Raw genomic sequence first — 25,580 nt, 5'->3', positions numbered from 1 at the left:
CGAGTGAATCCTCGTGTCGCGCTCGTCACCGGCGCCGGTTCCGGCATCGGCGCCGGAACAGCCAAAGCCCTGGCAGCCCAAGGCCACCGCGTGGCCGTAGTGGACAGATCCGACCGCGCACACGCCGTGGCCGACGAGATCACCGAGTCCGGCGGAACAGCCCTGGCGGTGCTGGCGGACATCAGCGACCCGGACGCCGTCACGCAGGCCGTCGCCGAGGTGACAGCCCGCCTGGGCGCAGTCGAGATCCTGGTCAACAACGCGGGCTTCGCGAGGGACAACATGGTCCTCGACATGCCGCTCGCCGACTGGGACGCCGTGATGGCCACCCACCTGCGCGGCGCGTTCCTGCTGCTCAAGGCCACCGCCCCGGCCATGCGCGACGCCGGCTGGGGCCGCGTCGTCAACATCTCCAGCATCTCCGCCCTGGTGGACGACGACCGCGCCAACTACGTCGCCGCCAAGGCCGGCCTGGAGGGCTTCACCCGCGCCACGGCCCTGGACCTGGCGCCGTTCGGCATCACCGTGAACGCCATCGGCCCCGGCGTGGTGGTGACCGAGATGACGAAGGTGTCCGCGGCTCGCGCTGGACGCACGCTCGACGAGCACATCGAGGCGCAGCGGCGGTCCATCCCGCGGGGCCGTGTGGGGACGCCGCACGACATCGCCCGTGCGGTGCTGTTCTTCGCGGCGGAGGACGCCGACTACGTGACGGGCCAGGTCATCTATGTCAGCGGCGGGCCGCATGGGTGAGCCGTTTTCACCCGAACGAGCCCGTATCGTGGAATAATTCCACGTCATAGCGTCGATGGCATGGCACCAAGCACTTCATCCACCGCATACAGCCGGGATCTGGGCGACGAACTACGCCGGTTGCGCGAGAACTGCACCAACCTCAAAGGAGCCGAGGCGGCCGCTCGCCTCGGCTGGCACCCCAGCAAGATCTCGACCATCGAACACGGCAAGGCACGTCCCAGCGAGGTCGACCTGGTCCAGTTCCTCACCCTGTGTGGCAAGGACATCGACTTCTTCGAAGTCTTCAAGCAGCGGTACCGGCATGCATTCGACGAGTACATCGTGCAGGCGGCGGACTCGCTGCGCACAGCCGTCATGGCGGAGTCCACGGCCGCGAAGATCAGCAGTTACGAGACGCTGACCCCACCGGGCCTCATGCAAACGCGGGCGTACGCGGATTGCCTGTACCGAGGAACCGGTATCGCGACCGAGGAGCAGATCCCCGGGCTCGTACAGATGCGGACCGATCGCCAGGCAGTCCTGCAGCGCCACGATCGGGCGGATTGCGTGTTCTACATCCATGAGATCGCGCTGCAGCAGGAGGTCGGTGACGCCCAAGTCATGGAGGACCAGTATCTGCGGTTGCTGTTCAACAGCCACCTGGTTCGGATCGTGCCAGAGGAGGTGATCGCAGTCTCGGCCGGTTTCGTTCTGTGGGAGTACGAGGCGGCGAAGGCAATCGCCTACAGCGAAACCGAGTTCTCGCGGGTGTTCGTGCAGGACGCTGGTGCCGTCGCCAGGACGCGGCTGCACTTCAACCGCTTGGCTGAGGTCGCTCTCAACGAGGAGCAGACCCGGAACAAGCTCATGGAGTACATCGGTCGGCCCCGAGAGGAAATCGACCTCCTGCGGAGTAGGTGGCGCACGGCGCGATAGCTCCCGCCACACACACGACTCCGCCGGGTTCCCCCAAAATCAACACTAGCAAGCGGGTCTGACAGTTTGGGCAGGTCGCAGCCGAGGCGCTGACCTCAGCACCTCGGCCTGCGCACATTCGTCGAAGGGTGAACGTTGACCAAGGACGCGCCCGCATGGGCTTATGAACGGGCCGAACTGCACCCGCACGACCCGCGATGGACCGATCGCGCGGCAGCGGAACGCGACAGCCTCCTGCACCTGCTGAAGCCCTGGCTGGTCGACGGCGTCGAACACATCGGCTCGACAGCCGTCCCAGGCCTGGCGGCCAAGCCGATCGTCGACCTGATGGCCTCGGTCACCGACCTGGACACCGTCGTCGCCAACGCACCCTTGGCCGCGGCCGGCTGGGCCTACGTGCCCCCGGAACTGGACAACCGCCCGTACCGCCGCTTCTTCGTGAAACCGGATGCCACCGGCCAGCGCCGCGAAGCCCACCTCCACCTGATCCAGGCAGGCCATCAGAGGTGGGCGGACCAGATCAGCTTCCGCGACGCCCTGAGAAACGACCCGGTCCTGGCCCAGGCCTACGAAGACCTGAAACACCGGCTGGCCGACCAGAACGGCCACGATCGCGAGGCCTACACGGAAGGCAAAGCAGCCTTCGTGGCCAGGGTTACAGGCCTTCCAGCGCCTCACGCATAGGCCGCATCTTGGCGTGCGCCTCCTCCACCTCGATGTCCGGATCCGAGTCGGCCACCAGCCCGCACCCGGCGAACAACCGAGCCGTCGACCCGGAGATCTGCGCACACCGCAGCGCGATCCCGAGCTCCCCGTCGCCGTTCCCGTCGATCCACCCGACGGGCCCCGCGTAGCGCCCGCGATCCATGCCCTCCAGCTGTGAGATCAGCTGGGTGGCGTCCAGCCGCGGCGTCCCACCCACGGCGGCGGTCGGATGCACGGCCTCGCCGAGGTGCAGCAACGACACCGACGACTCCAGCGTCCCGATCACGTCCGAAGACAGGTGCGAGACGTTCGGCAGCCTCAGCACCGAAGGCCCCTCGACCGACATGGTCGTGCAAAAGGGCCGCAACGTCTCCGCGAGAGAGGTGACCGCGTAGTCGTGCTCTTCGAGGTTCTTCTCCGACGACATCAACGCCGAGGCGAGCTCCTCGTCCGAAACACCGTCGTGCGGCCACGTGGTCCCGGCCAGCACGCGTGAGTCCACCACCGAGCCGGTCCGGCGCAGCAGCAGCTCAGGCGTGGCGCCGACCAGCCCGTCCACCGCGTAGGCCCAGCACTCGGGGTAGCGCCGTGCGAGCCCCTGCAGCACGAACCGCTGGTCCAGCCGGCGGTCGGTCATAGCGATCAGGTCGTGGGCCAGCACCACCTTGTCCAGCTCGCCGCCGCGCATCCGCTGGACGGCCTTGCGCACGGCCTCGCGGTACTGCGTGACCGGCAGCTGACCGTTCGAGTACCGGACGGTCGACGGCCGCGACAACGGCGTGACCAGCGGCGCGGGGTCGGAGGCGCCGATCGTGGTGACCCACTGCTCGCCGTTGCGGCGTCCTACGACGACCTCGGGCACGATCAGCACCGAGTCGCCCGGTGAGTCGGCGAAGGCCATCGAGACGAAGGCCACAGGTCCGCTGCCCGGTACGCCCAGCTCGTCGTCCACGTCGAGGTGGGAGACGAACTCCTGCCACCACTTGTCGGCCTGCGCGAACCGGTCGGGGCCGCTGACCTCCAGACGAGCTGCCTCACCCCAGCCGACCAGGCCGGACCCGTCGCGCACCCAGGCGAGCGCGCGCTCGGGGTCGGGCAGCATTCCGAGCAGGTCACCGGCGGTGTCCCGCTTCGACCGGACGCGGATTCGCTGCCGTGCTCGCGATGTCGGTGCTGAGGTCACTCTCCGACTGTATGGATATCAACCTGAAAGCGCGGCATCCGCCCGGCTCTAGACTTCTCAGTTGTGGTGGAGGACGCAGTGACCAAGACGCCCCGCGGTGTACGCGTCCGCCGTGCGGTCTGCAGGGCTTTGTTCGTCGTCGGTGGCGTGATCACGCTCGTCTGCGTGCTCCTGCCGATCGCGTGCTGGCGTGACGACGTGGCCATCGAGCGGTCGATGGGGCAGGCGGTCGCGCAGGTCGACTCCGTGTCCTTCAACCGGACCGTTGTGCGCTACGCCACACCGGACGGGCGCGTGATCATCCCGTCGCAGGGGGTGCTGTACCCGGCCGGGCTCAACGTCGGCGACAACGTGCGGGTCGAGTACGACCAGACGAACCCCGAACTGACGCGCGTGGCGGGCCGGACCGCGACGCTCAGCCTGCTTCCCGTTGGAACCTTCCTCGTGTCCGTCTGGATCGTCATCGCCGCCGTTGTGACAGTTCTACGCAGATTCGGCGTCCGGGTGTAACATCGGGGGCATGGCGGATGACCTGGAGCTGCGTTTCGAACGCACCGTGCAGTCCGAGGCGCGCATCGAGCCGCGCGACTGGATGCCCGACGGCTACCGCAAGACCCTGATCAGGCAGATCGCCCAGCACGCACACTCCGAGATCATCGGGATGCAGCCGGAGGGCAACTGGATCAGCCGCGCGCCCTCGTTGCGGCGCAAGGCGATCCTGCTGGCGAAGGTGCAGGACGAGGCGGGCCACGGCCTGTACCTGTACTCGGCGACGGAGACGCTCGGCGCCGACCGCGAGGACCTGACGACCAAGCTCATCGAGGGGCGCCAGAAGTACTCCTCGATCTTCAACTACCCGACGCTCACGTTCGCCGACGTCGGCGTCATCGGCTGGCTGGTCGACGGCGCCGCGATCTGCAACCAGGTGCCGTTGTGCCGCACGTCCTACGGGCCGTACGCGCGCGCCATGATCCGCATCTGCAAGGAAGAGTCGTTCCATCAGCGTCAGGGCTACGAGCTGCTGATGACGATGATGAGCGGCACCCAGCAGCAGCGCGACATGGTGCAGGACTCGGTGAACCGCTGGTGGTGGCCGGCGCTGATGATGTTCGGCCCGCCGGACGCCGAGTCGACGAACACCGAGCAGTCGATGGCGTGGCGGATCAAGCGCGACACCAACGACGAGCTGCGGCAGAAGTTCGTGAACATGAGCATGCCGCAGGCCGAGAAGCTCGGCGTGACGTTCCCGGACCCCGAGCTCAAGTGGAACACCGAGCGCGGCGAGTACGACTTCGGTCAGCCGGACTGGGACGAGTTCTGGCAGGTCGTCAAGGGTGGTGGCGTCTGCAACGAGCAGCGCATCGCCCACCGCCGCAAGGCGCACGACGACGGTGCGTGGGTCCGTGAAGCTGCGGCCGCGCACGCCGCGAAGCACGCACGTAAGGAAGGTGCCGCGTGAGCACGTCTTGGCCGCTGTGGGAAGTGTTCGTGCGCGGCAAGCGCGGGCTGAACCACGTGCACGTCGGTTCGCTGCACGCGCCGGACGCGGAGATGGCGCTGCGCAACGCCCGTGACGTCTACACGCGCCGCAACGAGGGCGTGTCGATCTGGGTCGTGCCCGCCACGGAGATCACCGCGTCGTCGCCGGACGAGAAGGACCCGTTCTTCGCACCGGCGGGGGACAAGGTCTACCGGCACCCGACGTTCTACTCGATTCCCGAGGACGTGCCGCACCTATGAGCTTCGACAATGCCTACGAGTCGCTTCTCGGCAATGAGGACGCGCACTGGGCGTTCGGAACGGGCTTCTCGGAGGCCCTGTCCGGCGTCGACCGCGAGTTCGCGGCCGGGGTCGATCGCGAAGCCCTTGCCGCGTACTGCCTGATGCTCGGCGACGACGCGCTGATCTACTCGCAGCGCCTCTCGGAGTGGTGCTCGCGCGCTCCTGAGCTGGAAGAGGACATCGCGCTCGCCAACATCGCACTGGACCTGCTCGGCCAGGCGCGCATGCTGCTGACGCGCGCCGGCGAGGTGCTCGGTCGTGACGAGGACGCCCTGGCATACCTGCGCGACGAACGCGAGTTCCGCAACGTGCACCTGACCGAGATCGACTGCGGTCCCGGCCCCGGCGGCGACTTCGCGACGACCATCGCGCGCCTGCTGGTGTTCTCGTCGTGGCGGCTGGCGCTCTTCTCACGCCTGCGCGGCTCGGCAGACCCTGTCCTCGCTGCCATCGCCGAGAAGGGCCTCAAGGAGCTGGCCTACCACCGCGACCACGCCGCTCAGTGGACCGTTCGCCTCGGCGACGGCACCGACGAGTCGCACCGCCGCATGCAGGCGGGCCTGGAGCGGGTGTGGCCGTTCGTGGACGAGCTGTTCGCGACGCACTCGGTCGAGACCGCGCTCCAGGGCGTCGCCGTCGACCCGGCCTCGCTGCGGTCCGAAGTGGACGGTGTGCTGGAGGCGGTGCTCAGCGCTTCGGGCCTGACGCGTCCCGCGGACACGCGCGCCGCCCGTGTCGCGGGCATGGCGGGCCGCGACGGCGTGCACACCGAGGCCATGGGCTACCTGGTCGCCGAGATGCAGCACCTGCACCGTTCCCTGCCGGGAGCGGTCTGGTGACGACGGCACTGGAGGTCGCGTCGGCCGTGCGGGACCCGGAGCTCCCGGTCCTCACGCTCGCCGACCTCGGCGTGCTGCGCGAAGTGTCCGAAGAGGACGGTCGCGTCGTCGTCACCATCACCCCGACCTACTCGGGCTGTCCCGCGATCGACGAGATGGGCGCCGACCTGCGCCGATCGCTCGTCGGCGCCGGTTACGCCGAGGTCGAGGTGCGCCTGTCGCTCTCCCCGGCCTGGACCACGGACTGGATCAGCGACGAAGGCCGCTCGAAACTGGCAGCCGCCGGCATCGCGCCGCCGTCCCGGATCGGACCGGCGGTCGCGGGCCCGGTGCCGCTGAACCTCGTGCCGCCGTCACGCCAGGTCGCGTGCCCGCAGTGCGGTTCGCTGAACACCTCGGAGATTTCACGGTTCGGCTCGACCGCGTGCAAGGCCCTGCGCCGCTGCCACGCCTGCGCCGAACCGTTCGAGCACGTCAAGGAGATCTGAGTTGTCGCGCCGCGCCGCCTTCCACAAGCTCACGGTCGCCCACGTCGACCGCCTCTGCGACGACGCCGTCGCCGTCACCTTCGACGTGCCGGGCGAGCTCTCGGACGAGTTCGCCTTCGCCGCCGGCCAGTACCTGACCCTGCGCCAGGGCGACGAACGCCGCTCGTACTCGATCTGCGCCCCGGCGGGTGCTCCTCCGCGCATCGGCGTCCGCCGCGTCGACGGCGGCCAGTTCTCGACGTGGCTGGTCGACCGCCTGGTCCCGGGTGACGTGATCGAGGTGCTGCCTCCGCTGGGCAAGTTCACCCCGTCCGGCACCGGCACCCACCACGGCCTGGTGGTCGCGGGCTCCGGCATCACCCCGGCCCTGTCGATCGCCGCGACCGTGCTCGCCACCGGCGCCCGCGTGACCCTGATGTACGGCAACCGCAGCACCAACACGGTGATGTTCGCCGACGAGCTCGCCGACCTGAAGGACCGCTACCCGGCGACGTTCCAGCTGATCCACGTGCTGTCCCGCGAACCGCGCGACGTGGAGCTGTTCTCCGGCCGCCTGACCGCTGAGAAGCTGACGGCCCTGTTCGGCAGCGTCGTCCCGTTCGACGCCATCGACGAATGGTGGCTGTGCGGTCCGTACGAGATGGTGCAGGACGCCACGGCCGTACTGCGCGATCGCGGCGTACCGCAGGACCGCGTGCACCACGAGCTCTTCTACGTGGATGAGCCCCCGCCCCCACCGCGCCGCAAGGAAGCCGTGGTGGACGCCGCCGCCTCGGTCACGGTCGTGCTGGACGGCAAGTCGACCACGCTCCCGTTGCCCGCCGGCGAACCGATCCTGGACGCCGCCCAGCGCGTGCGCGCCGATCTGCCGTTCGCCTGCAAGGGCGGGGTGTGCGGCACGTGCCGGGCGCTCGTCACCGAGGGCAGCGTGGAGATGCGGCGGAACTACGCGCTCGACGCGTCCGAGGTGGCGGCCGGGTTCGTGCTGACCTGTCAGGCGCTGCCGACCAGCGAGTGCGTGACGGTCGACTTCGACGCCTGAACCTGAGATCTGCTGCTCGCGATCTCAGATAAGACCACCAACCGGCCGTGGACGTGGCACGATCGATCGCATGTTGGTCGTCCGTTCAGCTCTCTGGGGTGCCTTGATCGGCACCGTGCTGATGGGCGTCCTCACCGCGGTCATAGACGCGTCCACCCCCAGCGACACGTCGTCGTCGGTCTTCATCACGTTCATCGCGATCGCTTTCGTCTCCGCGCTCTTCGGCGGCGTTCCCGGAGCCGTCGTCGGCACGATCGTGGGCGCCGTCCGCACGTCGATGCAGCAGCCACGGCGCGTGCCGCAGCCGATGTACCACCCGCCGGTACCGCAGCAGCCCTACGACATGTGGTCCGACCTGGTCGAACGCTGCGCCGAGTCCACCCGCAGGGTCGCGGCGGCGATCCAGACCGTGCCGAACTCGCCGGCCAAGGACTGGCTGTGGAGGATCAGCGAGCAGCTCACCAAGGAGCTCGACGACGTGCGCGGCATCGCGCAGCTCGGCAGGGCGCTGGGTGCCGTCGACCGGCAGCACCCGGTCTACCAGCGGCTGCTGAAGGCCACGCACGACTTCCACCAGTTCGAGAACGAGGTCGGGCGCGTGGCCCTGCAGATGTTCGACCACCCGGAGCTGGACGAGGCCCGCACGCACCTCGAGGTGCTGGAGAACCAGCTTCCTCAGCTGTCGACCTGAAGCGCGGACTGCCACCAGCCCAGCACCTCGTCGGCTGCCTCCGGGGCGGCGACCAGCAGGCCGTCCACGGGCAGTTGGGCGCCCTCGCCGCGTCTGTCGAGCACGACCGCACCTGACTCCACGGCCAACGACACCGCACCGGCCACGTCCCACTCGTGGTAGCCGTGCAGCACGGCTGCAGCCACGTGACCCAACGCCACCTGTGCGACGGCGAGTGCCTTCGAACCGAGGACGCGCACGCCCGTGCCTGCTGTCGCGGCCGTGGAGATGAACTCGCCCATGCCGGGCCATGGGCCGGTACGGGTCATCTCGGTGCACACGACGAGGGAGTCGCCTTGGCGTTCGGCCAGGCGGACCGGTGTGCCGTTCGCGCGCATGCCACGGCCTCGGGCGGCGGCGTAGATCTGCGAGCGGTACGGGTCGGCGACCACGCCCACAACGGGGCCCCAGCGGTCCACCAGCGCGAGGCTGTAGGCACACCAGGGCATGCCCGCCGTGTAGTTCGCGGTGCCGTCCACGGGGTCCACGACCCAGCGGAACTCCGAGTCACCGGGGACGTCGCGATCGGAGTTCTCGCAGAACACGGGGATCGAGGGGAACTCGGCGGTGAGCACGCGCCGGGTGTGGCGTTCCAGGGTGCGGTCGGTGTCGGTGACCCAGTCGAACGGTGACTCGTCGGAGTCGGGACGCACGCCGCGGCCGGCGGTGGCCATGATGACGTCCGAGGCGTCGTTCGCCAGGCGACCGGCCACTTCCAGCGCGATGGACACCAGGCCGGGGTCTACCGGGTGCGCGGGACGGGACGACAAGACGGTCATGCTGGCCTAGTTTCACCGGGTCGGATGTCCGGCAACCTAAGCGCAGATGACGAAACGACGATCACCTGGCCACGACGTGAGGTGTTCCGTCCACGTCAAATTTCGTGTCACGCGGACTTCATGCGCGCACTTCATGGTGTCCCTGTGCGAGTAGCGATCGTGACCGAGAGCTTCCTGCCTCAGGTGAACGGCGTCACCAACTCCGTGCTCCGCGTGCTGGAGCACCTGCGCCGCAACGGCCACCAGGCGCTGGTCGTGGCGCCTGGCGCCGGTGCGGACGAGCACCACGGCACCCCCGTCATCAGAGTCTCCTCCGTCGACGTGCCCATGGTGACGAGTCTTCCCATCGGCGTGCCCAGCCCGAGAGTGCTGCACGCGCTCGCCGAGTTCCAGCCCGACGTCGTGCACCTCGCCTCACCGTTCGTGCTCGGCGCGTACGGCCTCAGAGCCGCGCGCAAGCTCGACGTGCCCACGGTCGCGGTCTACCAGACCGACGTCGCCGGGTTCGCGGGCAACTACGGTCTCGGGCTCACCAAGCGCGCCGCGTGGCGGTGGATGAAACGCCTGCACACGCTGGCGGACCGGACGCTGGCGCCGTCGAGCTCCGCGGTCGAGGCGCTGGAGCAGCACGGCGTGCCGCGCGTGCACCGGTGGGGCCGCGGTGTCGACATCGACCTCTTCCACCCGCGCCCGAAGCACAACGACGAGCTCACCGTGGGCTACGTCGGCCGTCTCGCGCCGGAGAAGCAGGTCCAGCGGCTGCGCGAGCTGCACGACCTGCCCGGCGTGAGGCTGCGCATCGTCGGCGACGGTCCCGACCGCGAGCAACTGGAGAAGGACATGCCGAACGCGGAGTTCCTGGGCTTCTGCACCGGCCAGGAGCTCGCGGAGGCCTACGCGTCGCTCGACGTCTTCATCCACACCGGCCCGCACGAGACGTTCTGCCAGGCCGTGCAGGAGGCGCTGGCGACCGGGTTGCCGGTCCTCGCGCCGAACGCAGGAGGCCCGCGCGACCTGGTTCGCCACGGCCGCACCGGGTACCTGTTCGAGGACGACATCGCGCAGTACGTGGACCTGCTGCGCGACCCGGTGGTGCGCAAGCGGTTCGGGCTCGCCGCCCGCAAGTCGGTGCTGACCCGCACCTGGCCGGCGATCTGCGACGAGCTGATGGGCCACTACGCCGCTGTGATCGGAATCTCTCACCGGGCGGCCGCTTGAGAATCGTGCAGCTCGCCAACTTCTACGGACCCAAGTCGGGCGGTCTCCGCACGGCACTGCACCACCTGGGCACGGGCTACGTGCAGCTGGGGCACGAGGTGGTGCTGGTCGTGCCCGGCCCGCGGCACGCCGACGAGCGACTGCCCGGCGGCGTCCGGCGCATCACCCTCCCGGCGGTGAAGATCCCGTACACCGGCGGCTACCGCGTGGTGGACCCGTGGCGGGTCAAGTCGCTCATGCAGGACCTGCGCCCGGACCGGCTGGAGGTCTCCGACCGACTGACGCTGCGGGGCATGGGCGCGTGGGCGAGCGAGCGCGGCATCCCGAACATCGTGATCTCCCACGAACGCCTGGACCGCCTGCTCCAGTTCGTGCTCCCGGCCTCCCCGGCTGAACGCGGCGCGGACTGGGCGAACCGCCGCATGGCCGCCTCCTACGACACCGTCGTCTGCACGACCGGGTTCGCCCGCGAGGAGTTCGACCGCATCGGCGCCGAGAACGTCACCCAGGTACCGCTGGGCGTCGACCTCGCCACCTTCACTCCGAGCAGGCACTCGTCCGAACTGCGGCGGGATCTGTTGCAGGGCAGCGAGAAGCTGCTGATCCACTGTGGACGCCTGTCACCGGAGAAGCACGTGGAACGCTCCGTCGACACGCTCGCCGAGCTCCACGAACAGGGCCACTCCGCACGCCTGGTGATCGCCGGTGACGGCCCGCGCCGCGCCTTCCTGGAGAAGCGCGCGGCGGGTCTGCCGGTGACGTTCCTGGGCTTCGTGAAGTCCCGTTCGGACGTCGCCTCCCTGCTGGCCTCCGCGGACCTCTCCCTCGCTCCCGGCCCGCACGAGACGTTCGGGCTGGCGGCCCTCGAAGCCCTGGCCAGCGGCACACCGGTGGTCGTCAGCCGGAGCAGTGCGCTGAAGGAGATCGTCCAGCCGTCCTGCGGCGCGGCCGTCTCCGACGACGCCCCCGCCTTCGCCTCCGCCGCCCGGCGCCTGCTGGCGTCGGGCTCCAGGGAGGCGGCACGGGCCCGCGCCGAGGAGTACCCGTGGCACGCGGCCGTCGACGGCATGCTCAGCGCGCTGAAGGTGCCCTGAAGAAGATCTCAGCGGCGCTGACTTAGTCTCTAAGGCATGTCGCGTGCCGGCTTGGACAAGAACCCCCGCGAGGTCGCCGAGATGTTCGACGGCGTGGCCAAGGGCTACGACCGCACGAACTCGGTCATGACGCTGGGCTTCGACCGCCGCTGGCGGGACTGGAGCAGGCGCGTGCTCGACGCCCGCCCCGGCGAGAAGGTCCTCGACCTGGCCGCCGGCACCGCCGTGTCGACCGTCGAGTACACCGCGTCCGGCGCCTGGTGCGTGGCCGCGGACTTCTCCGTGGGCATGCTCTCCTCCGGAGCGCACCGCCGGGTCCCGAAGGTGGCCGCGGACGCCCTGCGGCTGCCGTTCAAGGACGAGTCGTTCGACGCCGTCACGGTGTCCTTCGGCATCCGCAACTTCAACGACACGGTCGTGGCCCTGAAGGAGATGGCCCGCGTCACGAAGCCGGGCGGCCGCATGGTGATCTGCGAGGTCTCCACACCGGTCTGGAAGCCGTTCCGCTTCGTCTACATGCGGTACCTGCTCAAGCTGCTGCCGCTCATCGCGAGGTTCGTGTCGAGCAACCCCGTCGCGTACTCCTACCTGGCCGAGTCCATGGCCACGTGGCCGGACCAGCGCACGCTCGGCGAGCTCATCTCGCAGGCGGGCTGGGAGGACGTGGCCTGGTTCAACCTGACCGGCGGCGTGGTGGCCCTGCACCGCGCGACCAAGCCCAAGCCGAAGGCCGCAGAACCCGTAGAGCAGTAGCCCGCTCACCAGCGCAAGCCCCCGATCCACCCTCTCTGCCTTTCCTCACGCGGGGCCCTCCCGTACCGACATGCAGTACGAAAGCGCCCCGCGTGCCGCTCAAACAGGCCGCCACAGCGTCGCGCTGACGTTCGGGCGTGGACGCTGCGCCGCAACGTTGTACGCGCCACGTAGCTCTGCCAGGACCTTCGCGGGCTCTGTCTTCAGACGCGAGGGAACCGTGTGCACGGTCATCACGCCGTTGGCGAGCAGCGCGGAATGTTGAGCCATCGTGCGTGCGTAGTCGTTCGGGGAAAGGTGGAACTCCATCGAGTCGATCTGCCACGCCAGCCCGACTTCCTCCCACCAGGCGTCGACGATGGCCAACTGGCCACCGGTAGCTGACCTGATCGAGACGTTCCACGTGGGCGCGGGCAGAGCGGAGTGCCTGATCAACGAACGTGACCACGCTTCCGCCGCAGACCGGACGCCGTCGCTGATCTCCTCCAACACCCGCCGCGGCAGAGCAGTGCCGCTCAACCGGAGATCCCGCAACTCGGCCGCGACGTCCTCAGCGGAGCAGAGCTGTTTCTGCACGGCGTCCGCGATGAAGGCTCGAATCACGTCGAGACGGGACTCCCGCCTGGCTGCGTCGATGAGTGCGCGGTTGAGGGTGGCCACCGGAAAACCGTTGATCATGGTGCCCGTCCACGGACGATTCGTGCGTTCGACGAGCATGGAACCCTGGCTGGTCACCCGGCGCCCGTGAGGGACCAGGACGTGGATTCGCTGATCGTCCGGAGTGCGCCGGACGCCGTGGAGCCGCACAGCCTGCAGGCCGGTCAGGAACGTGAGCGGACCTGCTCTCAGCAGAGCGCCTCGAACCAGTTGACTGCGGCTCGGTGATCCGCCGGTCAGCAGGTACACGCCGAGGAACAGACGTGTCCAGCCGCCTCCTGGGCGGCATTTGTGGGCCAGGGTGTTGCCGCTGAAGCCGAGGCCCAGCAGGTCACGACGGGTCGCGACCCCCTCTTCGAACCAGTCGCTCAGCACCGCGTAGTCGATGGACCGCTTCTTCGCCATCTGACCAATCATCAACACACGGCGCGACAGCTCAAGCGGCATTGATCAACTTGTGGACAACTCGCGATCTTGAAAGGCACGCGGGGCGCTTTCGTACTGCATGTCGGTACGGGAGGGCCCCGCGTGCCGGAGCGGCAGGAGTGGCTGGCGGCTCTGGTCTCAGCTTGCGACGGTTAGAGTCGCGGAGGAGTCACGGCACACGTTAGGGAGTCTGGATGAGCAGGCGCGGGATCAACGAGGACGCCGACGTCATCGTGGTGGGGGCGGGACCGGCGGGCTCGACCGCGGCGACCTACCTCGCCAGGGCGGGCCTCGACGTCCTCCTCCTGGAGAAGAGCACCTTTCCGAGGGAGAAGGTCTGCGGCGACGGCCTGACCCCCCGTGGCGTGAAGCAGCTCATCGACCTGGGCATCGACACCCGCGAGAGCAACGGCTGGCTGCACAACAAGGGCCTGCGCGTCGTCGGTGGCGGCGTCACGATGGAGCTCGACTGGCCGGACCTGGCCACGTTCCCCAACTACGGCGTCGTGCGCCCGCGCATGGACTTCGACGAGATGCTCGCGAACGCCGCCAAGGCCGCCGGTGCGCGCATGCACGAGCACACGACGGTCACCAAGGCGATCATCGAGAACGGCCGGGTCGTCGGCGTCGAGGCCAAGCAGGGACCGGAGAAGAACCCGGTCACCTACCGGGCCCCGATCATCGTCGGTTGTGACGGTGTGTCAGCTCGTTTGGCCCTGTCCGTCGGCCTGCAGAAGGACGACGCGAAGCCGATGGGCGTCGCGGTCCGCCGCTACTACTCCAGCCCGCGCACCAAGGACGACTACCTCGAGTCGCACCTGGAGCTGTGGGCGCCGGACGGTCAGCTGCTGCCAGGCTACGGCTGGATCTTCGGCATGGGTGACGGCAGCGTGAACGTCGGCCTCGGCATTCTCAGCACGTCAAAGGCCTACGGCACCACCGACTACCGCCAGCTCCTGCGCAGCTGGCTCGACGGCACGCCGGAGGAGTGGGGCTTCCGCGAGGAGAACGCGACGAGCCGCATCGGCGGCGCCGCGCTCCCCATGGGCCTCAACCGCAAGCCGCACTACCGGGCGGGTCTGCTGCTCGTCGGCGACGCCGGCGGCATGGTCAACCCGTTCAACGGCGAGGGCATCGGTTACGCCATGGAGTCGGCCAAGATCGCCTCCGAGTCGATCGTCCAAGCGCTTGCGCGGACGGGCGTCAACCGTGAACGGGCGCTGCACGGCTACCCGGTCCGGATCGAAGAGGCGCTCGGCAGTTACTACCGGCTCGGGAACGTCTTCTCGAAGCTCATCGGAAACCCGGCGATCATGCGGACCGCAACGAAGTACGGAATGCCGCGGAAACGCCTGATGAAACTGGTGCTCAAGCTCCTCGCGGGCCTGTACGACCCCAAGGACGGCGACTCAATGGACCGCCTGATCGTGGCTGCCACGAAGCTCGCTCCCAGCGCGTAAATTACTCCGAATAGGTGACGGCACCGGCTCAATACGAGCCGGTGCCGTTTCGCATGTGTCGGCCACGTTAAACCCCCAGGTCAGACCCTGTGATCCAGGTCATTTACAGGCGTTCTACACTGGCGAGCGACCTTGTGAATCACTTCACAACAGTCTGAACAAGCTTGTGAACTGTTTCACAAGCGTTTGTTAGGTTCGCCTAACAAACGTGCAGCAGAACAACACCCTTAGGGTGCGGGCGACCGCGAGGAAAGGACGACGGAGCGTGCTTGACCCTTACCTCCCCCTCGTATTGATGTTCGCGCTCGCCGGGGCGTTCGCACTGTTCTCGGTGACCGCGGCTCCCTACATCGGACCGCGCCGCTACAACAAGGCGAAGCTCGACGCGTACGAGTGCGGCATCGAGCCGAGCCCGCAGCCGGTCGTGGGTGGTGGGCGCATGCCCGTCGCCTACTACCTGACGGCGATGCTGTTCATCTTGTTCGACATCGAAATGGTCTTCCTCTACCCGTTCGCCGTAGCGGCCGACAAGCTCGGCCTGTTCGGGCTGGTGGAGATCGTCCTGTTCGTCGCCACGGTCGGCTTCGCGTACGTCTACGTGTGGCGTCGCGGCGGCCTCGACTGGAACTGAGGAAGTCATGGGTCTCGAGGAGAAGCTCCCGAACGGCATCCTGCTGGTCAGCGTCGAGAAGCTGGTCAACTGGACCCGCAAGTCCTCGCTCTGGCCTGCCACCTTCGGCCTGGCCTGCTGCGCCATCGAGATGATGACGACGGGTGGTCCGCGATACGACCTGGCCCGCTTCGGCATGGAGGTCTTCCGGGCCTCACCGCGCCAGGCGGACCTGATGATCGTGGCCGGCCGCGTCACCAACAAGATGGCGCCGGTGCTGCGGCAGATCTACGACCAGATGCCCGAGCCGCGCTGGGTGCTGGCCATGGGCGTGTGCGCCAGCACTGGCGGCATGTTCAACAACTACGCGGTGGTGCAGGGCGTCGACCACGTCGTGCCCGTCGACATGTACCTGCCGGGCTGCCCGCCGCGGCCGGAGATGCTGATGGACGCGATCCTCAAGATCCACGCCAAGATCATGGACGAGCCGCTCAACGCCGTGCGCGCCAAGGCGCTCGCCGACTCGGGCTACCGCACCGATCTCATCCCGTCGTCCGAGCGTTTTGCGAGGAAGAAGTGACCGAGCCAGGGGGCGAGCACTCCAGCGTCAACCGCGCGGGAGAAGACCTCGAGAAGACCAATCCGACAGACGCGCAGGCGAAGGCGCCGATCCTCGCGGGCAAGGAGCGCCAGGGACTCTTCGGCGTCTCCGGCTCCGGTGACACGTCGGGCTTCGGCGGCCTGCGGCTGCCCGGCCACGTCGCCGCGCCCGCCGAGCGCCCGTTCGGCGGCTGGTTCGACGAGGTCGCGGACGAGCTGTTCGCCTCGATCTCCGACAAGGGCCTGCCTGCCGACACGGTGCAGCAGGTGACGGTCGACCGCGGCGAGATCACCTTCTACCTCAAGCCGGAGACGCTGCTGGAGGTCGCGCGGATCTTCCGCGACACCCCGGCGCTGCGCTTCGAGCTCTGCAGCTCGGTGTCCGGTGTGGACTACGGCGCCGACGTGCCGCAGCGCCTGCACTCGGTCGTGCACCTCACGTCGATGACGTACCGCCGCCGCGTGCGGCTGGAGGTCGCGGTCGACGTCGAGCACCCGCACGTGCCGAGCCTCGTCGAGGTCTACCCGACGGCGGACTGGCAGGAGCGCGAGACCTGGGACATGTTCGGGATCATCTACGACGGTCACCCCGGACTGACCCGCATCCTCATGCCGGACGACTGGGACGGACACCCCCAGCGCAAGGACTACCCGCTGGGTGGCATCCCGGTGGAGTACAAGGGCGCGGAGATTCCTCCGCCGGACCAGAGGCGGTCCTACTCATGACCGAGCGGCTTTCCGACGTGACCACGGGCACCGACACGAGCGGTCCCGGTCGCGACTCCGTGGAGACCAAAGAGACTCCGGAGATCGCCGACTCCCGCAAGACCACCGAGGGCACCGTCTACACGGTGACCGGCGGCGACTGGGACGAGGTGCTCGCGGACGCGGTCCACGACGAGCGCATCGTCATGAACCTCGGCCCGCAGCACCCCTCGACCCACGGCGTGCTCCGCCTGGTCCTGGAGCTCGAGGGCGAGACGGTCACGCACGCCCGCAGCGTCATCGGCTACCTGCACACCGGCATCGAGAAGAACCTCGAGTACCGGAACTGGGTCCAGGGCGTCACCTTCATCACGCGCACGGACTACCTGGCGCCGCTGCACCACGAGGCCGCGTACTGCATGGCCGTCGAGAAGCTGCTCGGCGTCACGGTGCCGGACAAGGCGCAGGCGATCCGCGTGCTGCTGATGGAGGTCAACCGGATCAGCTCGCACCTCGTCGCGCTCGCCACCGGCGGCATGGAGCTCGGTGCCCTCACCGGCATGACCTCCGGCTTCCGCGAGCGCGAAGAGGCGCTGCACCTGCTGGAGCACCTCACCGGCCTGCGGATGAACCACGCGTTCATCCGTCCCGGCGGTCTCGCGCAGGACCTGCCCGACGACGCGGTCGAGAAGATCACCGCGTTCGTCAAGATCATGGAAAAGCGGCTGCCGGACTACGACAAGCTGCTCACCGGCCAGCCGATCTGGCGCAACCGCATGGCGGGCGTGGGGTACCTGCCCGTCGACGCGTGCCTCGCGCTCGGCATCACCGGCCCGATCCTGCGCTCCGCCGGCCTCGCCTGGGACCTGCGCAAGATCGAGCCGTACAGCGGCTACGAGAACTACCAGTTCGACGTGCCTACCTCGAACGCGGCGGACTGCTTCGCGCGGTACCTGCTGCGGCTCGAGGAGATGCACCAGTCGCTGCGGATCATCAAGCAGGTCGTGAAGACCCTGCCGACCGGTCCGGTCATGGTCGAGGACGCCAAGATCGCGTGGCCCGCGCAGCTCACGATCGGCAGCGACGGCATGGGCAACTCGCTCGAGCACGTCCGCAAGATCATGGGCCAGTCCATGGAGTCCCTCATCCACCACTTCAAGCTGGTGACCGAGGGCTTCAAGGTGCCGGCGGGTCAGGTCTACGTGCCGGTCGAGTCGCCGCGCGGCGAGCTCGGCTACCACGTCGTCTCCGACGGTGGCACCAGGCCGATGCGCGTGCACCTGCGCGAACCAAGCTTCGTGAACCTCCAGTCGATGCCCGCGATGTGCGAAGGCGGCATGGTCGCCGACGTCATCGCCGCCGTCGCCTCGATCGACCCGGTGATGGGTGGTTGCGACCGATGACTCAGGCACAAGAAACCGCTTTCGACCAGTCCACCGTGGACCGCGCGCAGGCGATCGTCGCCCGCTACCCGCAGGCCCGCAGTGCGCTGCTCCCGATGCTGCACCTCGTGCAGTCGGTCGAGGGCTACGTCTCCCAGGACGGCATCCGGTTCTGCGCCGGACAGCTCGACCTGAGCGAGGCCGAGGTCAGCGCGGTCGCGACGTTCTACACGATGTACAAGCGCAAGCCGTGCGGCGAGCACCTGGTCAGCGTGTGCACGAACACGCTGTGCGCGGCGCTGGGCGGCGACGCCATCTACTCGACTCTCAAGGACCACCTCGGGGTGGGCCACGAGGAGACCGCGGGCGAGCCGGGCACGCAGGGTTCGATCACGCTGGAGCACGCGGAGTGCCTCGCCGCGTGCGACCTCGGCCCGGTGCTCCAGGTCAACTACGAGTTCTACGACAACCAGACGCCCGAGAAGGCGCTGGGACTCGTGAAGGCGTTGCAGTCGGGGGAGAAGCCCGCCCCGACGCGCGGTGCCCCGCTCACCGACTTCAAGCAGGCCGAGCTCCAGCTCGCCGGGTTCTTCGAGGGTCGTGACGCCGACCTCGACGGCCCGTCGGCGGCGCCGGAGACGCTGGCCGGTGCGCAGATCGCCAAGGAACGCGGATGGGACGCGCCGGCCATGCCGGCCAACGCCGAGTTCCCCGCCCTGCCGGAAAAGAAGTAGGGGAACACCAATGGTTGACCCGCTGACTCCTGTTCTCACCAAGCGCTGGACCGAGCCCAGGTCCTGGACGATCGAGACCTACGAGCGCACCGGTGGCTACACCGCCCTGCCCAAGGCGCTGAAGGCCCACCCGGACCAGCTCATCCAGCAGTGCAAGGACTCCGGACTGCGCGGCCGTGGCGGCGCGGGGTTCCCCACCGGCATGAAGTGGGGCTTCATCCCGCAGGGCGACGGCAAGCCGCACTACCTCGTCATCAACGCCGACGAGGGCGAGCCGGGCACCTGCAAGGACATCCCGACGATGATGGCGGACCCGCATTCGCTGATCGAGGGCGTGATCATCACGTCGTACGCGATCCGCGCGAACTTCGCGGCGATCTACGTCCGCGGCGAGGTCCTGCACTGCATCCGCCGCCTCAACGCGGCGGTGCGCGAGGCGTATGCCAAGGGCTACCTGGGCAAGGACATCCTCGGCAGCGGGTTCGACCTCGACGTCGTGATCCACGCCGGCGCCGGCGCGTACATCTGCGGTGAGGAGACCGCGCTGCTCGACTCGCTGGAGGGCCGTCGCGGCCAGCCGCGGCTCAAGCCGCCGTTCCCCGCGACCTCGGGCCTCTACGCGTCGCCCACTGTCGTGAACAACGTCGAGACCATCGCGTCGGTTCCCTTCATCGTCAACGGTGGCGCGGACTGGTTCCGCGAGATGGGTCGCGACCGCTCACCCGGTCCGAAGATCTACTCGCTGTCCGGCCACGTCACGCGGCCCGGCCAGTACGAGGCGCCGATGGGCACCACGCTGCGGCAGCTGCTCGACATGGCCGGTGGCATGAAGGACGGCATCCCGATCAAGTTCTGGACGCCGGGTGGCTCGTCCACCCCGCTGTTCACCGCGGAGCACCTCGACGTGCCGCTGGACTTCGAGGGTGCCGCCGAGGCCGGTTCGATGCTGGGCACCACCGCCCTGCAGATCTTCAACGAGACCGTGTCCGTGCCGTGGGCCGTCATGAAGTGGACGGAGTTCTACAAGCACGAGTCGTGCGGCAAGTGCACGCCGTGCCGCGAGGGCACGTACTGGCTCGTGAAGATCCTGCAGCGGATGGTGGCGGGCAACGGCACGGCGAGCGACATCGACACGTTGCTCGACGTCTGCGACAACATCCTCGGCCGCTCGTTCTGCGCGCTGGGTGACGGTGCCGTCAGCCCGATCACCAGTGGCATCAAGTACTTCAAGGACGAGTTCCTCGCCCTGTGCGACCAGAACTCCAAGGTCCTGGCTGGAGCGAACGCATGACCATCGCGCCTGACAAGCCCACCGAGGCTGAGGTCGTTGTCCCGGAAGGACACGTCAAGCTCGTCATCGACGGCGAGACGGTCGTCGCGCCCAAGGGCGAGCTGCTGATCCGCACGGCCGAGCGCCTCGGCACGGTCATCCCGCGCTTCTGCGACCACCCGCTGCTGGAGCCCGCGGGCGCCTGCCGCCAGTGTCTCGTCGAGGTCGAGATGGGCGGCCGGCCGATGCCGAAGCCGCAGGCCTCCTGCACGATGACGGTCGCGGACGGCATGGTCGTGAAGACCCAGCTGACGTCGCCGGTCGCGGACAAGGCCCAGCAGGGTGTGATGGAGCTGCTGCTCATCAACCACCCGCTGGACTGCCCGATCTGCGACAAGGGCGGTGAGTGCCCGCTGCAGAACCAGGCGCTCGCCCACGGCCGCAGCGACTCCCGCTTCCACGAGCACAAGCGGACGTTCCCGAAGCCGATCAGCATCTCCACGCAGGTGCTGCTCGACCGCGAGCGTTGCGTGCTCTGCCAGCGCTGCACCCGGTTCTCCGCGCAGATCGCCGGCGACCCGTTCATCGAGCTGCTGGAGCGCGGTTCGCAGCAGCAGATCGGCATCGCCGAGGAGAAGCCGTTCCAGAGCTACTTCTCCGGCAACACCATCCAGATCTGCCCGGTCGGTGCTCTGACGAGCGCGGCCTACCGCTTCCGCGCCCGGCCGTTCGACCTCGTGTCGGCGCCCGGTGTGTGCGAGCACTGCTCCTCCGGTTGCGCCGAGCGCACCGACTACCGGCGGGGCAAGGTGCAGCGCAAGCTCGCCGGCGACGACCCGCAGGTCAACGAGGAGTGGATCTGCGACAAGGGCCGGTTCGCCTTCCGCTACGCCACGACCGGTGACCGCATCAAGCGCCCGCTGGTCCGCGACGCCGAGTCCGGTGAGCTGCGCGAGTCTTCCTGGACCGAGGCGCTGCAGGTCGCGGCGGCCGGTCTGACGGCGGCCCGCGACGCGAACGGCGTCGGCGTGCTGACCGGTGGCCGGCTGACCGTCGAGGACGCCTACGCGTACTCGAAGTTCGCCCGGATCGCGTTGCACACCAACGACATCGACTTCCGCGCCCGGCCGCACAGCGCCGAGGAGCTGGAGTTCCTGTCCGGCACCACGGTGTTCACGAACCCGGACAACGGCGTCACCTTCCAGGGCATCGAAGCCGCACCGGCCGCGCTGCTGGTCGCGTTCGAGCCGGAGGAAGAGGCACCGATCGTCTTCCTGCGTCTGCGCAAGGCCGCTCGCAAGGGCACCACGAAGGTCTTCCACCTCGGCCAGTACACGACCCCGGCCGTGGAGAAGACCTACGGCACGCTGCTCGCCTGCCTGCCCGGTGCCGAGGCGAACGCCCTCAACGCGTTGCCGGAGCACGCTGCCGACGTCGTCGAGCTGCTGGGCAAGCCCGGTGCGGTGATCCTCGTCGGCGAGCGCGCCGCCGAGATCCCCGGCACGTTCACCGCGGTCGCCCGGCTCGCGGAGCACACCGGTGCCAAGGTCGCGTGGATTCCCCGCCGTGCCGGGGAGCGCGGTGCGCTCGCGGTCGGTGCCACGCCGAACCTGCTGCCCGGTGGCCGCCACGTCGCGAACGCCGCGGCGCGCACCGAGGTCGAGCGCACCTGGGGCGTCGAGGAGGGCTCGCTTCCCGCGACGCCCGGCCGCGACACCACGGGCATCCTCGAGGCCGCCGCGAACGGCGAGCTGTCCGGCCTGGTGGTCGGTGGCGTCGACCCGTTCGACCTGCCCGACCCGCGGCTCGCGGAGAAGGCGTTGGCAGGGGCCGGTTTCATCGTGAGCCTGGAGCTCCGCCCCAGCGCCGTCACCGCCTACGCCGACGTCGTGCTCCCGATCGCCCCCGCGGTCGAGAAGTCCGGCTCGTACCTCAACTGGGAGGGTCGCCACCGCGAGTTCGGTGCGACGCTCGAGGGCACCGGCGCGCTGCCGGACTGCCGCGTGCTCGACACCCTCGCGGTGGAGATGGACGCGGACCTGTTCACGCAGACGCCGGCCGCCTCCGCTGCCGACCTGGCCCGGCTGGGCGAGGGCGCCCCGAGCGGTTCCTCGCTCAACGTCGCCGCGCCGCTGGTGTCCCCGGCCGGTGCCGGCAAGGCCGTGCTCGCCACGTGGCACCGCCTGCTGGGCAACGGCTCGCTGCAGGTCGACGAGCCGAACCTCGCCGGCACGGCACGCCCGGTCGTCGCGAAGGTCGCCGAGGCCACCGCGCAGCAGTTCGGTCTGCAGACCGGCGGTCAGGTCACCGTGTCCACCGACCGCGGCGCGATCACGCTCCCGGTCGAGACCGACGACCTGCCGGAGGGCGTCATCTGGCTGCCCACCAACTCGGGTGACGTGACCGTGCGCCGCACGCTCGGCGCGGGCCACGGTTCGATCGTCTCCGTCAGTGGGGTGAACTCATGACCCAGCACGTCTACGCAGCGGAGATCGGCGAGACCGCCAAGCTCCTCGCGGACGACCCGATCTGGCTGGTGCTGATCAAGGTCGTGGCGATCTTCGCGTTCCTCGTGGTCATGACTCTGTTCATGATCAACTGGGAGCGCAAGGTCGTCGCGCGGATGCAGCACCGCCCCGGCCCCAACCGGGTCGGCCCGAACGGCTGGCTCCAGTCGCTCGCGGACGGTCTGAAGCTCGCGTTCAAGGAGGACATCCGTCCCGTCCTCGCGGACAAGTGGGTGTTCTTCCTCGCGCCGGTGATCTCCTGCATCCCCGCGTTCCTCGCGTTCTCGGTGATCCCGCTCGCGGGCGAGGTCAACCTGTTCGGCGAGCAGACCGCGCTGCAGCTCGTCGACCTCCCGGTCGGCGTGCTCGTGGTGCTGGCCTGCTCCTCGATCGGCGTCTACGGCATCGTGCTGTCCGGCTGGGCGTCCGGCTCGCCGTACCCGCTGCTCGGCGCGCTGCGGTCGGCCGCGCAGGTGATCTCCTACGAGATCGCGATGGGCCTGTCGATCGTCGCGGTGATCATGTTCACCGGCTCGATGTCGACCGGTGACATCGTCGGCGCGCAGGCGACCACCGTGCTCGGGTTCGCGCCCGGCTGGTTCGGCCTCCTGCTCTTCCCCAGCTTCGCGATCTACGTCGTGTCGATGGTCGGCGAGACCAACCGCGCCCCGTTCGACCTCCCCGAGGCCGAGTCGGAGCTCGTCGGTGGTTTCCACACGGAGTACAGCTCGCTGAAGTTCGCGCTGTTCTTCCTCGCCGAGTACGTCAACATGGTCACCGTCTCGGCGCTCGCGACCACGCTCTTCCTCGGCGGCTACCACGCCCCGTGGAGCGGCGAGTTCATGAACACCGGCTGGTGGGGCCTGCTCTGGTTCATCATCAAGACGCTGGGCTTCCTGTTCATCTTCATCTGGCTGCGCGGCACGCTGCCCCGCATGCGCTACGACCAGTTCATGCGCCTGGGCTGGAAGGTGCTGGTCCCGACCAGCCTCGTCTGGATCATGGCCGTCGCGGTCATCCGCACCGGCGCGATCCAGCAGCTCTCCACCGCACAGCGGCTCATCGCACTGGGCGTGATCGTCGGCCTCGTGCTGCTGGTCTCGTTCCTGCTGCCGGACAAGAAGGTCCAGGACACCAAGGGCGTTCCGCTCGCGGGTTCCGGCTTCCCCGTGCCGCCGCTCGACCTCGTCGTTCCCAAGGCCGCGCCCAAGCGCAAGGTCAAGGTCGCCACTCTTCCCAAGGAGACGGCAGCCGTCACCACCGGTAAGGAGGCTGAGTAGGGATGTTCGAGTCCCTGAAAGGCTTCGGCGTCACCTTCGGCACCATGTTCAAGAAGGTGGTGACGGAGGAGTACCCCGAGGTCAAGAAGGTGACCGCGCCGCGGTTCCACGGCCGTCACCAGCTGAACCGGCACCCGGACGGGCTGGAGAAGTGCGTCGGCTGCGAGCTGTGCGCGTGGGCCTGCCCTGCGGACGCGATCTTCGTGGAAGGCGGCGACAACACCGAGGAGGCGCGTTTCTCCCCCGGTGAGCGCTTCGGTGCCGACTACCAGATCAACTACCTGCGCTGCATCGGCTGCGGCCTGTGCATCGAGGCGTGCCCGACCCGTTCGCTCACGATGACGAACGAGTACGAGCTCGCCGACGACAACAGGCAGGACCTGATCTTCACCAAGGAGGACCTGCTCGCCCCGCTGCTGCCCGGCATGGAGCAGCCGCCGCACCCGATGCGGCTCGGCGAGAACGAGCAGGACTACTACGTGAACGGCCCGCGGCTGGCCAAGGAGGCCCAGCAGTGAGTCTTCTCGTCAGCTTCCTCGCTCAGCAGCCGGAGCCCGTGCAGCGCGTGGTCGACACCGTCACCACGGGCGAGGCCATCGCGTTCTGGGTCCTCGGCCCGCTCGCGCTGGCCGGTGCGCTCGGCATGCTCTTCGCGCGCAACGCGGTGCACTCCGCGCTGTGGCTCGTCGTGACGATGCTCAGCCTCGGTGTGCTGTACATGATCCAGCAGGCGCCGTTCCTCGGCTTCGTGCAGATCATCGTCTACACCGGCGCGATCATGATGCTGTTCCTGTTCGTGCTGATGATGGTCGGCCGCGACAGTTCGGACTCCGTCGTCGAGGTCATCCGCGGCCAACGGCTCGCGGCCGCGCTGCTCGGCATCGGTTTCGCCGTGCTGCTGGTCGGCTCGGTCGGCCGCGCGCTGAACGGTGTCGACGCCCGCGGCCTCGCCGAGGCGAACACCACCAACGGCGGCAACGTCGGCAACATCGGCCAGAAGCTCTTCACGGACTACCTGTTCGCGTTCGAGCTCACGTCGGCGCTGCTGATCACCGCCGCCCTCGGCGCGATGATCCTGGCCTTCGTCGGCCGCGACGGGAAGCCCTCCAAGAAGACGCAGAAGGAACTCGTCGAGGAGCGCTTCCAGGACGGCTCGCGGGTCGGCTCGCTGCCCGGCCCCGGCGTCTTCGCCACCGCCAACTCGGTGGCCACCCCCGCCCTGCTGCCCGACGGCACCGTGGCGGAGGAGTCGCTGTTCGAGGTCATCGAGGCGACCGACAAGTCCACTCTGCAGGACGACGTCGCCGAGGTGGCCGGCACCGCCCACGAGGCGGACGCGCACGCGCTCAAGGGAAGTGAGTCGTGACTCCCACGTACTACCTGCTGCTGTCGGCACTGCTGTTCAGCATCGGCGCCGTCGGCGTCCTGGTGCGCCGCAACGCCATCGTGGTCTTCATGTGCGTCGAGCTCATGCTCAACGCGGTCAACCTGAGCCTCGTGACGTTCGCGCGCATCAACGGCTCGCTCGACGGTCAGGTGATGGCGTTCTTCGTGATGGTCGTCGCCGCGGCGGAGGTCGTCGTCGGCCTCGCGATCATCATGTCCATCTTCCGGACGCGTCGCTCGGCCTCGGTCGACGACTCGAACCTGCTGAAGTACTGAGGG

The 25,580-nt window shown here is 68.7% G+C and carries 28 protein-coding genes; 25 read left to right on the top strand and 3 right to left on the bottom strand.

Annotation, left to right across the window (positions count from 1 at the left end):
* Positions 1 to 3 precede the first annotated feature (3 nt).
* The 3 genes from ACSHWB_RS11220 (at position 4) to ACSHWB_RS11210 (ending at position 2,355) form a co-directional block, all read left to right on the top strand.
* Positions 4 to 753 carry an SDR family NAD(P)-dependent oxidoreductase gene (locus tag ACSHWB_RS11220; protein ID WP_439661983.1) on the top strand — a complete coding sequence of 250 codons (750 nt, stop codon included), beginning with the start codon at positions 4 to 6 and terminating at the stop codon, positions 751 to 753.
* A 60-nt stretch (positions 754 to 813) separates the two neighbouring features.
* Entirely contained in the window at positions 814 to 1,671 is an 858-nt protein-coding gene (locus ACSHWB_RS11215) for a helix-turn-helix domain-containing protein (protein ID WP_439661982.1), read from the top strand.
* A gap of 135 nt (positions 1,672 to 1,806) precedes the next feature.
* Positions 1,807 to 2,355, top strand: coding sequence for a GrpB family protein (locus tag ACSHWB_RS11210; protein ID WP_439661981.1), 549 nt, complete (start codon positions 1,807 to 1,809; stop codon positions 2,353 to 2,355).
* Here ACSHWB_RS11210 and ACSHWB_RS11205 read toward each other — a convergent pair.
* Positions 2,327 to 3,559, bottom strand: coding sequence for an isochorismate synthase (locus tag ACSHWB_RS11205; protein WP_439661980.1), 1,233 nt, complete (start codon positions 3,557 to 3,559; stop codon positions 2,327 to 2,329). The genes ACSHWB_RS11210 and ACSHWB_RS11205 overlap by 29 nt on opposite strands.
* Before the next feature lie 78 nt (positions 3,560 to 3,637).
* On the opposite strand from ACSHWB_RS11205, the gene ACSHWB_RS11200 reads away from it, so the two are divergent.
* The 7 genes from ACSHWB_RS11200 to ACSHWB_RS11170 all read left to right on the top strand — a co-directional run bounded on the left by ACSHWB_RS11200 (position 3,638) and on the right by ACSHWB_RS11170 (position 8,401).
* Entirely contained in the window at positions 3,638 to 4,069 is a 432-nt protein-coding gene (locus ACSHWB_RS11200; protein WP_439661979.1) for a DUF3592 domain-containing protein, read from the top strand.
* Positions 4,070 to 4,079: 10 nt separating this feature from the next.
* Positions 4,080 to 5,018 (top strand): 1,2-phenylacetyl-CoA epoxidase subunit PaaA, encoded by a 939-nt coding sequence (gene paaA / locus ACSHWB_RS11195; protein ID WP_439661978.1) that lies wholly within the window; start codon positions 4,080 to 4,082, stop codon positions 5,016 to 5,018.
* A complete protein-coding gene (gene paaB, locus ACSHWB_RS11190; RefSeq protein WP_439661977.1) occupies positions 5,015 to 5,299 on the top strand; it encodes a 1,2-phenylacetyl-CoA epoxidase subunit PaaB in 285 nt (94 codons plus the stop codon). The genes paaA and paaB overlap by 4 nt, the downstream gene beginning before the upstream one ends.
* Complete coding sequence (paaC, locus tag ACSHWB_RS11185) at positions 5,296 to 6,180, top strand: 1,2-phenylacetyl-CoA epoxidase subunit PaaC (RefSeq protein WP_439661976.1); 885 nt, start codon at positions 5,296 to 5,298, stop codon at positions 6,178 to 6,180. Before paaB ends, paaC begins: the two co-directional genes overlap by 4 nt.
* Positions 6,177 to 6,668 (top strand): 1,2-phenylacetyl-CoA epoxidase subunit PaaD, encoded by a 492-nt coding sequence (gene paaD, locus ACSHWB_RS11180; protein WP_439661975.1) that lies wholly within the window; start codon positions 6,177 to 6,179, stop codon positions 6,666 to 6,668. The genes paaC and paaD overlap by 4 nt, the downstream gene beginning before the upstream one ends.
* Before the next feature lies 1 nt (position 6,669).
* A complete protein-coding gene (gene paaE / locus ACSHWB_RS11175; protein WP_439661974.1) occupies positions 6,670 to 7,710 on the top strand; it encodes a 1,2-phenylacetyl-CoA epoxidase subunit PaaE in 1,041 nt (346 codons plus the stop codon).
* A gap of 70 nt (positions 7,711 to 7,780) precedes the next feature.
* Positions 7,781 to 8,401, top strand: coding sequence for a hypothetical protein (locus ACSHWB_RS11170; RefSeq protein ID WP_439661973.1), 621 nt, complete (start codon positions 7,781 to 7,783; stop codon positions 8,399 to 8,401).
* Here the strand turns inward: ACSHWB_RS11170 and ACSHWB_RS11165 are convergent.
* Entirely contained in the window at positions 8,386 to 9,219 is an 834-nt protein-coding gene (locus ACSHWB_RS11165; protein WP_439661972.1) for an inositol monophosphatase family protein, read from the bottom strand. The genes ACSHWB_RS11170 and ACSHWB_RS11165 overlap by 16 nt on opposite strands.
* Before the next feature lie 144 nt (positions 9,220 to 9,363).
* Between ACSHWB_RS11165 and ACSHWB_RS11160 the strand changes: the two genes are divergently transcribed.
* From ACSHWB_RS11160 to ACSHWB_RS11150, 3 genes are read left to right on the top strand one after another with little or no spacing between them, the layout of a single operon-like run.
* A complete protein-coding gene (locus tag ACSHWB_RS11160; protein WP_439661971.1) occupies positions 9,364 to 10,437 on the top strand; it encodes a glycosyltransferase family 4 protein in 1,074 nt (357 codons plus the stop codon).
* Entirely contained in the window at positions 10,434 to 11,531 is a 1,098-nt protein-coding gene (locus tag ACSHWB_RS11155) for a glycosyltransferase family 4 protein (RefSeq protein ID WP_439661970.1), read from the top strand. Before ACSHWB_RS11160 ends, ACSHWB_RS11155 begins: the two co-directional genes overlap by 4 nt.
* Positions 11,532 to 11,567: 36 nt before the next feature.
* The gene (locus tag ACSHWB_RS11150; protein WP_439661969.1) at positions 11,568 to 12,284 is read left to right on the top strand and encodes a demethylmenaquinone methyltransferase; all 717 of its coding nucleotides are present in this window, start codon (positions 11,568 to 11,570) and stop codon (positions 12,282 to 12,284) included.
* Between the two features lie 99 nt (positions 12,285 to 12,383).
* On the opposite strand, the gene ACSHWB_RS11145 is transcribed toward ACSHWB_RS11150, so the two are convergent.
* On the bottom strand, positions 12,384 to 13,346 hold the full coding sequence (locus ACSHWB_RS11145; RefSeq protein ID WP_439661968.1) for a hypothetical protein: 963 nt from the start codon (positions 13,344 to 13,346) through the stop codon (positions 12,384 to 12,386).
* A gap of 215 nt (positions 13,347 to 13,561) precedes the next feature.
* Between ACSHWB_RS11145 and ACSHWB_RS11140 the strand changes: the two genes are divergently transcribed.
* The 12 genes from ACSHWB_RS11140 to nuoK all read left to right on the top strand — a co-directional run bounded on the left by ACSHWB_RS11140 (position 13,562) and on the right by nuoK (position 25,577).
* Positions 13,562 to 14,827, top strand: coding sequence for a geranylgeranyl reductase family protein (locus ACSHWB_RS11140; protein WP_439661967.1), 1,266 nt, complete (start codon positions 13,562 to 13,564; stop codon positions 14,825 to 14,827).
* Positions 14,828 to 15,092: 265 nt separating this feature from the next.
* Positions 15,093 to 15,458, top strand: a complete 366-nt coding sequence (locus tag ACSHWB_RS11135) for an NADH-quinone oxidoreductase subunit A (protein ID WP_030478224.1) — start codon at positions 15,093 to 15,095, stop codon at positions 15,456 to 15,458.
* Positions 15,459 to 15,465: 7 nt separating this feature from the next.
* Entirely contained in the window at positions 15,466 to 16,017 is a 552-nt protein-coding gene (locus ACSHWB_RS11130) for a NuoB/complex I 20 kDa subunit family protein (protein ID WP_086666372.1), read from the top strand.
* Positions 16,014 to 16,763 (top strand): NADH-quinone oxidoreductase subunit C, encoded by a 750-nt coding sequence (locus ACSHWB_RS11125; protein ID WP_439661966.1) that lies wholly within the window; start codon positions 16,014 to 16,016, stop codon positions 16,761 to 16,763. The genes ACSHWB_RS11130 and ACSHWB_RS11125 overlap by 4 nt, the downstream gene beginning before the upstream one ends.
* Complete coding sequence (locus tag ACSHWB_RS11120; protein ID WP_439661965.1) at positions 16,760 to 18,145, top strand: NADH-quinone oxidoreductase subunit D; 1,386 nt, start codon at positions 16,760 to 16,762, stop codon at positions 18,143 to 18,145. The genes ACSHWB_RS11125 and ACSHWB_RS11120 overlap by 4 nt, the downstream gene beginning before the upstream one ends.
* Entirely contained in the window at positions 18,142 to 18,858 is a 717-nt protein-coding gene (nuoE, locus tag ACSHWB_RS11115) for an NADH-quinone oxidoreductase subunit NuoE (protein ID WP_439661964.1), read from the top strand. The genes ACSHWB_RS11120 and nuoE overlap by 4 nt, the downstream gene beginning before the upstream one ends.
* 10 nt (positions 18,859 to 18,868) lie before the next feature.
* On the top strand, positions 18,869 to 20,149 hold the full coding sequence (nuoF, locus tag ACSHWB_RS11110; RefSeq protein ID WP_439661963.1) for an NADH-quinone oxidoreductase subunit NuoF: 1,281 nt from the start codon (positions 18,869 to 18,871) through the stop codon (positions 20,147 to 20,149).
* On the top strand, positions 20,146 to 22,596 hold the full coding sequence (locus ACSHWB_RS11105; protein ID WP_439661962.1) for an NADH-quinone oxidoreductase subunit G: 2,451 nt from the start codon (positions 20,146 to 20,148) through the stop codon (positions 22,594 to 22,596). The genes nuoF and ACSHWB_RS11105 overlap by 4 nt, the downstream gene beginning before the upstream one ends.
* Positions 22,597 to 22,619: 23 nt before the next feature.
* A complete protein-coding gene (nuoH, locus tag ACSHWB_RS11100; RefSeq protein ID WP_439664568.1) occupies positions 22,620 to 23,915 on the top strand; it encodes an NADH-quinone oxidoreductase subunit NuoH in 1,296 nt (431 codons plus the stop codon).
* 2 nt (positions 23,916 to 23,917) lie between these two features.
* Entirely contained in the window at positions 23,918 to 24,433 is a 516-nt protein-coding gene (gene nuoI / locus ACSHWB_RS11095) for an NADH-quinone oxidoreductase subunit NuoI (RefSeq protein WP_090065930.1), read from the top strand.
* A complete protein-coding gene (locus ACSHWB_RS11090; RefSeq protein WP_439661961.1) occupies positions 24,430 to 25,281 on the top strand; it encodes an NADH-quinone oxidoreductase subunit J in 852 nt (283 codons plus the stop codon). Before nuoI ends, ACSHWB_RS11090 begins: the two co-directional genes overlap by 4 nt.
* On the top strand, positions 25,278 to 25,577 hold the full coding sequence (gene nuoK, locus ACSHWB_RS11085) for an NADH-quinone oxidoreductase subunit NuoK (RefSeq protein WP_030473209.1): 300 nt from the start codon (positions 25,278 to 25,280) through the stop codon (positions 25,575 to 25,577). The genes ACSHWB_RS11090 and nuoK overlap by 4 nt, the downstream gene beginning before the upstream one ends.
* Positions 25,578 to 25,580: the final 3 nt, after the last annotated feature.

It is taken from the genome of Lentzea sp. HUAS TT2 (genome assembly GCF_051853195.1).
Lineage (GTDB): Bacteria > Actinomycetota > Actinomycetes > Mycobacteriales > Pseudonocardiaceae > Lentzea.
This window is presented reverse-complemented; position numbering and strand designations above follow the sequence as displayed.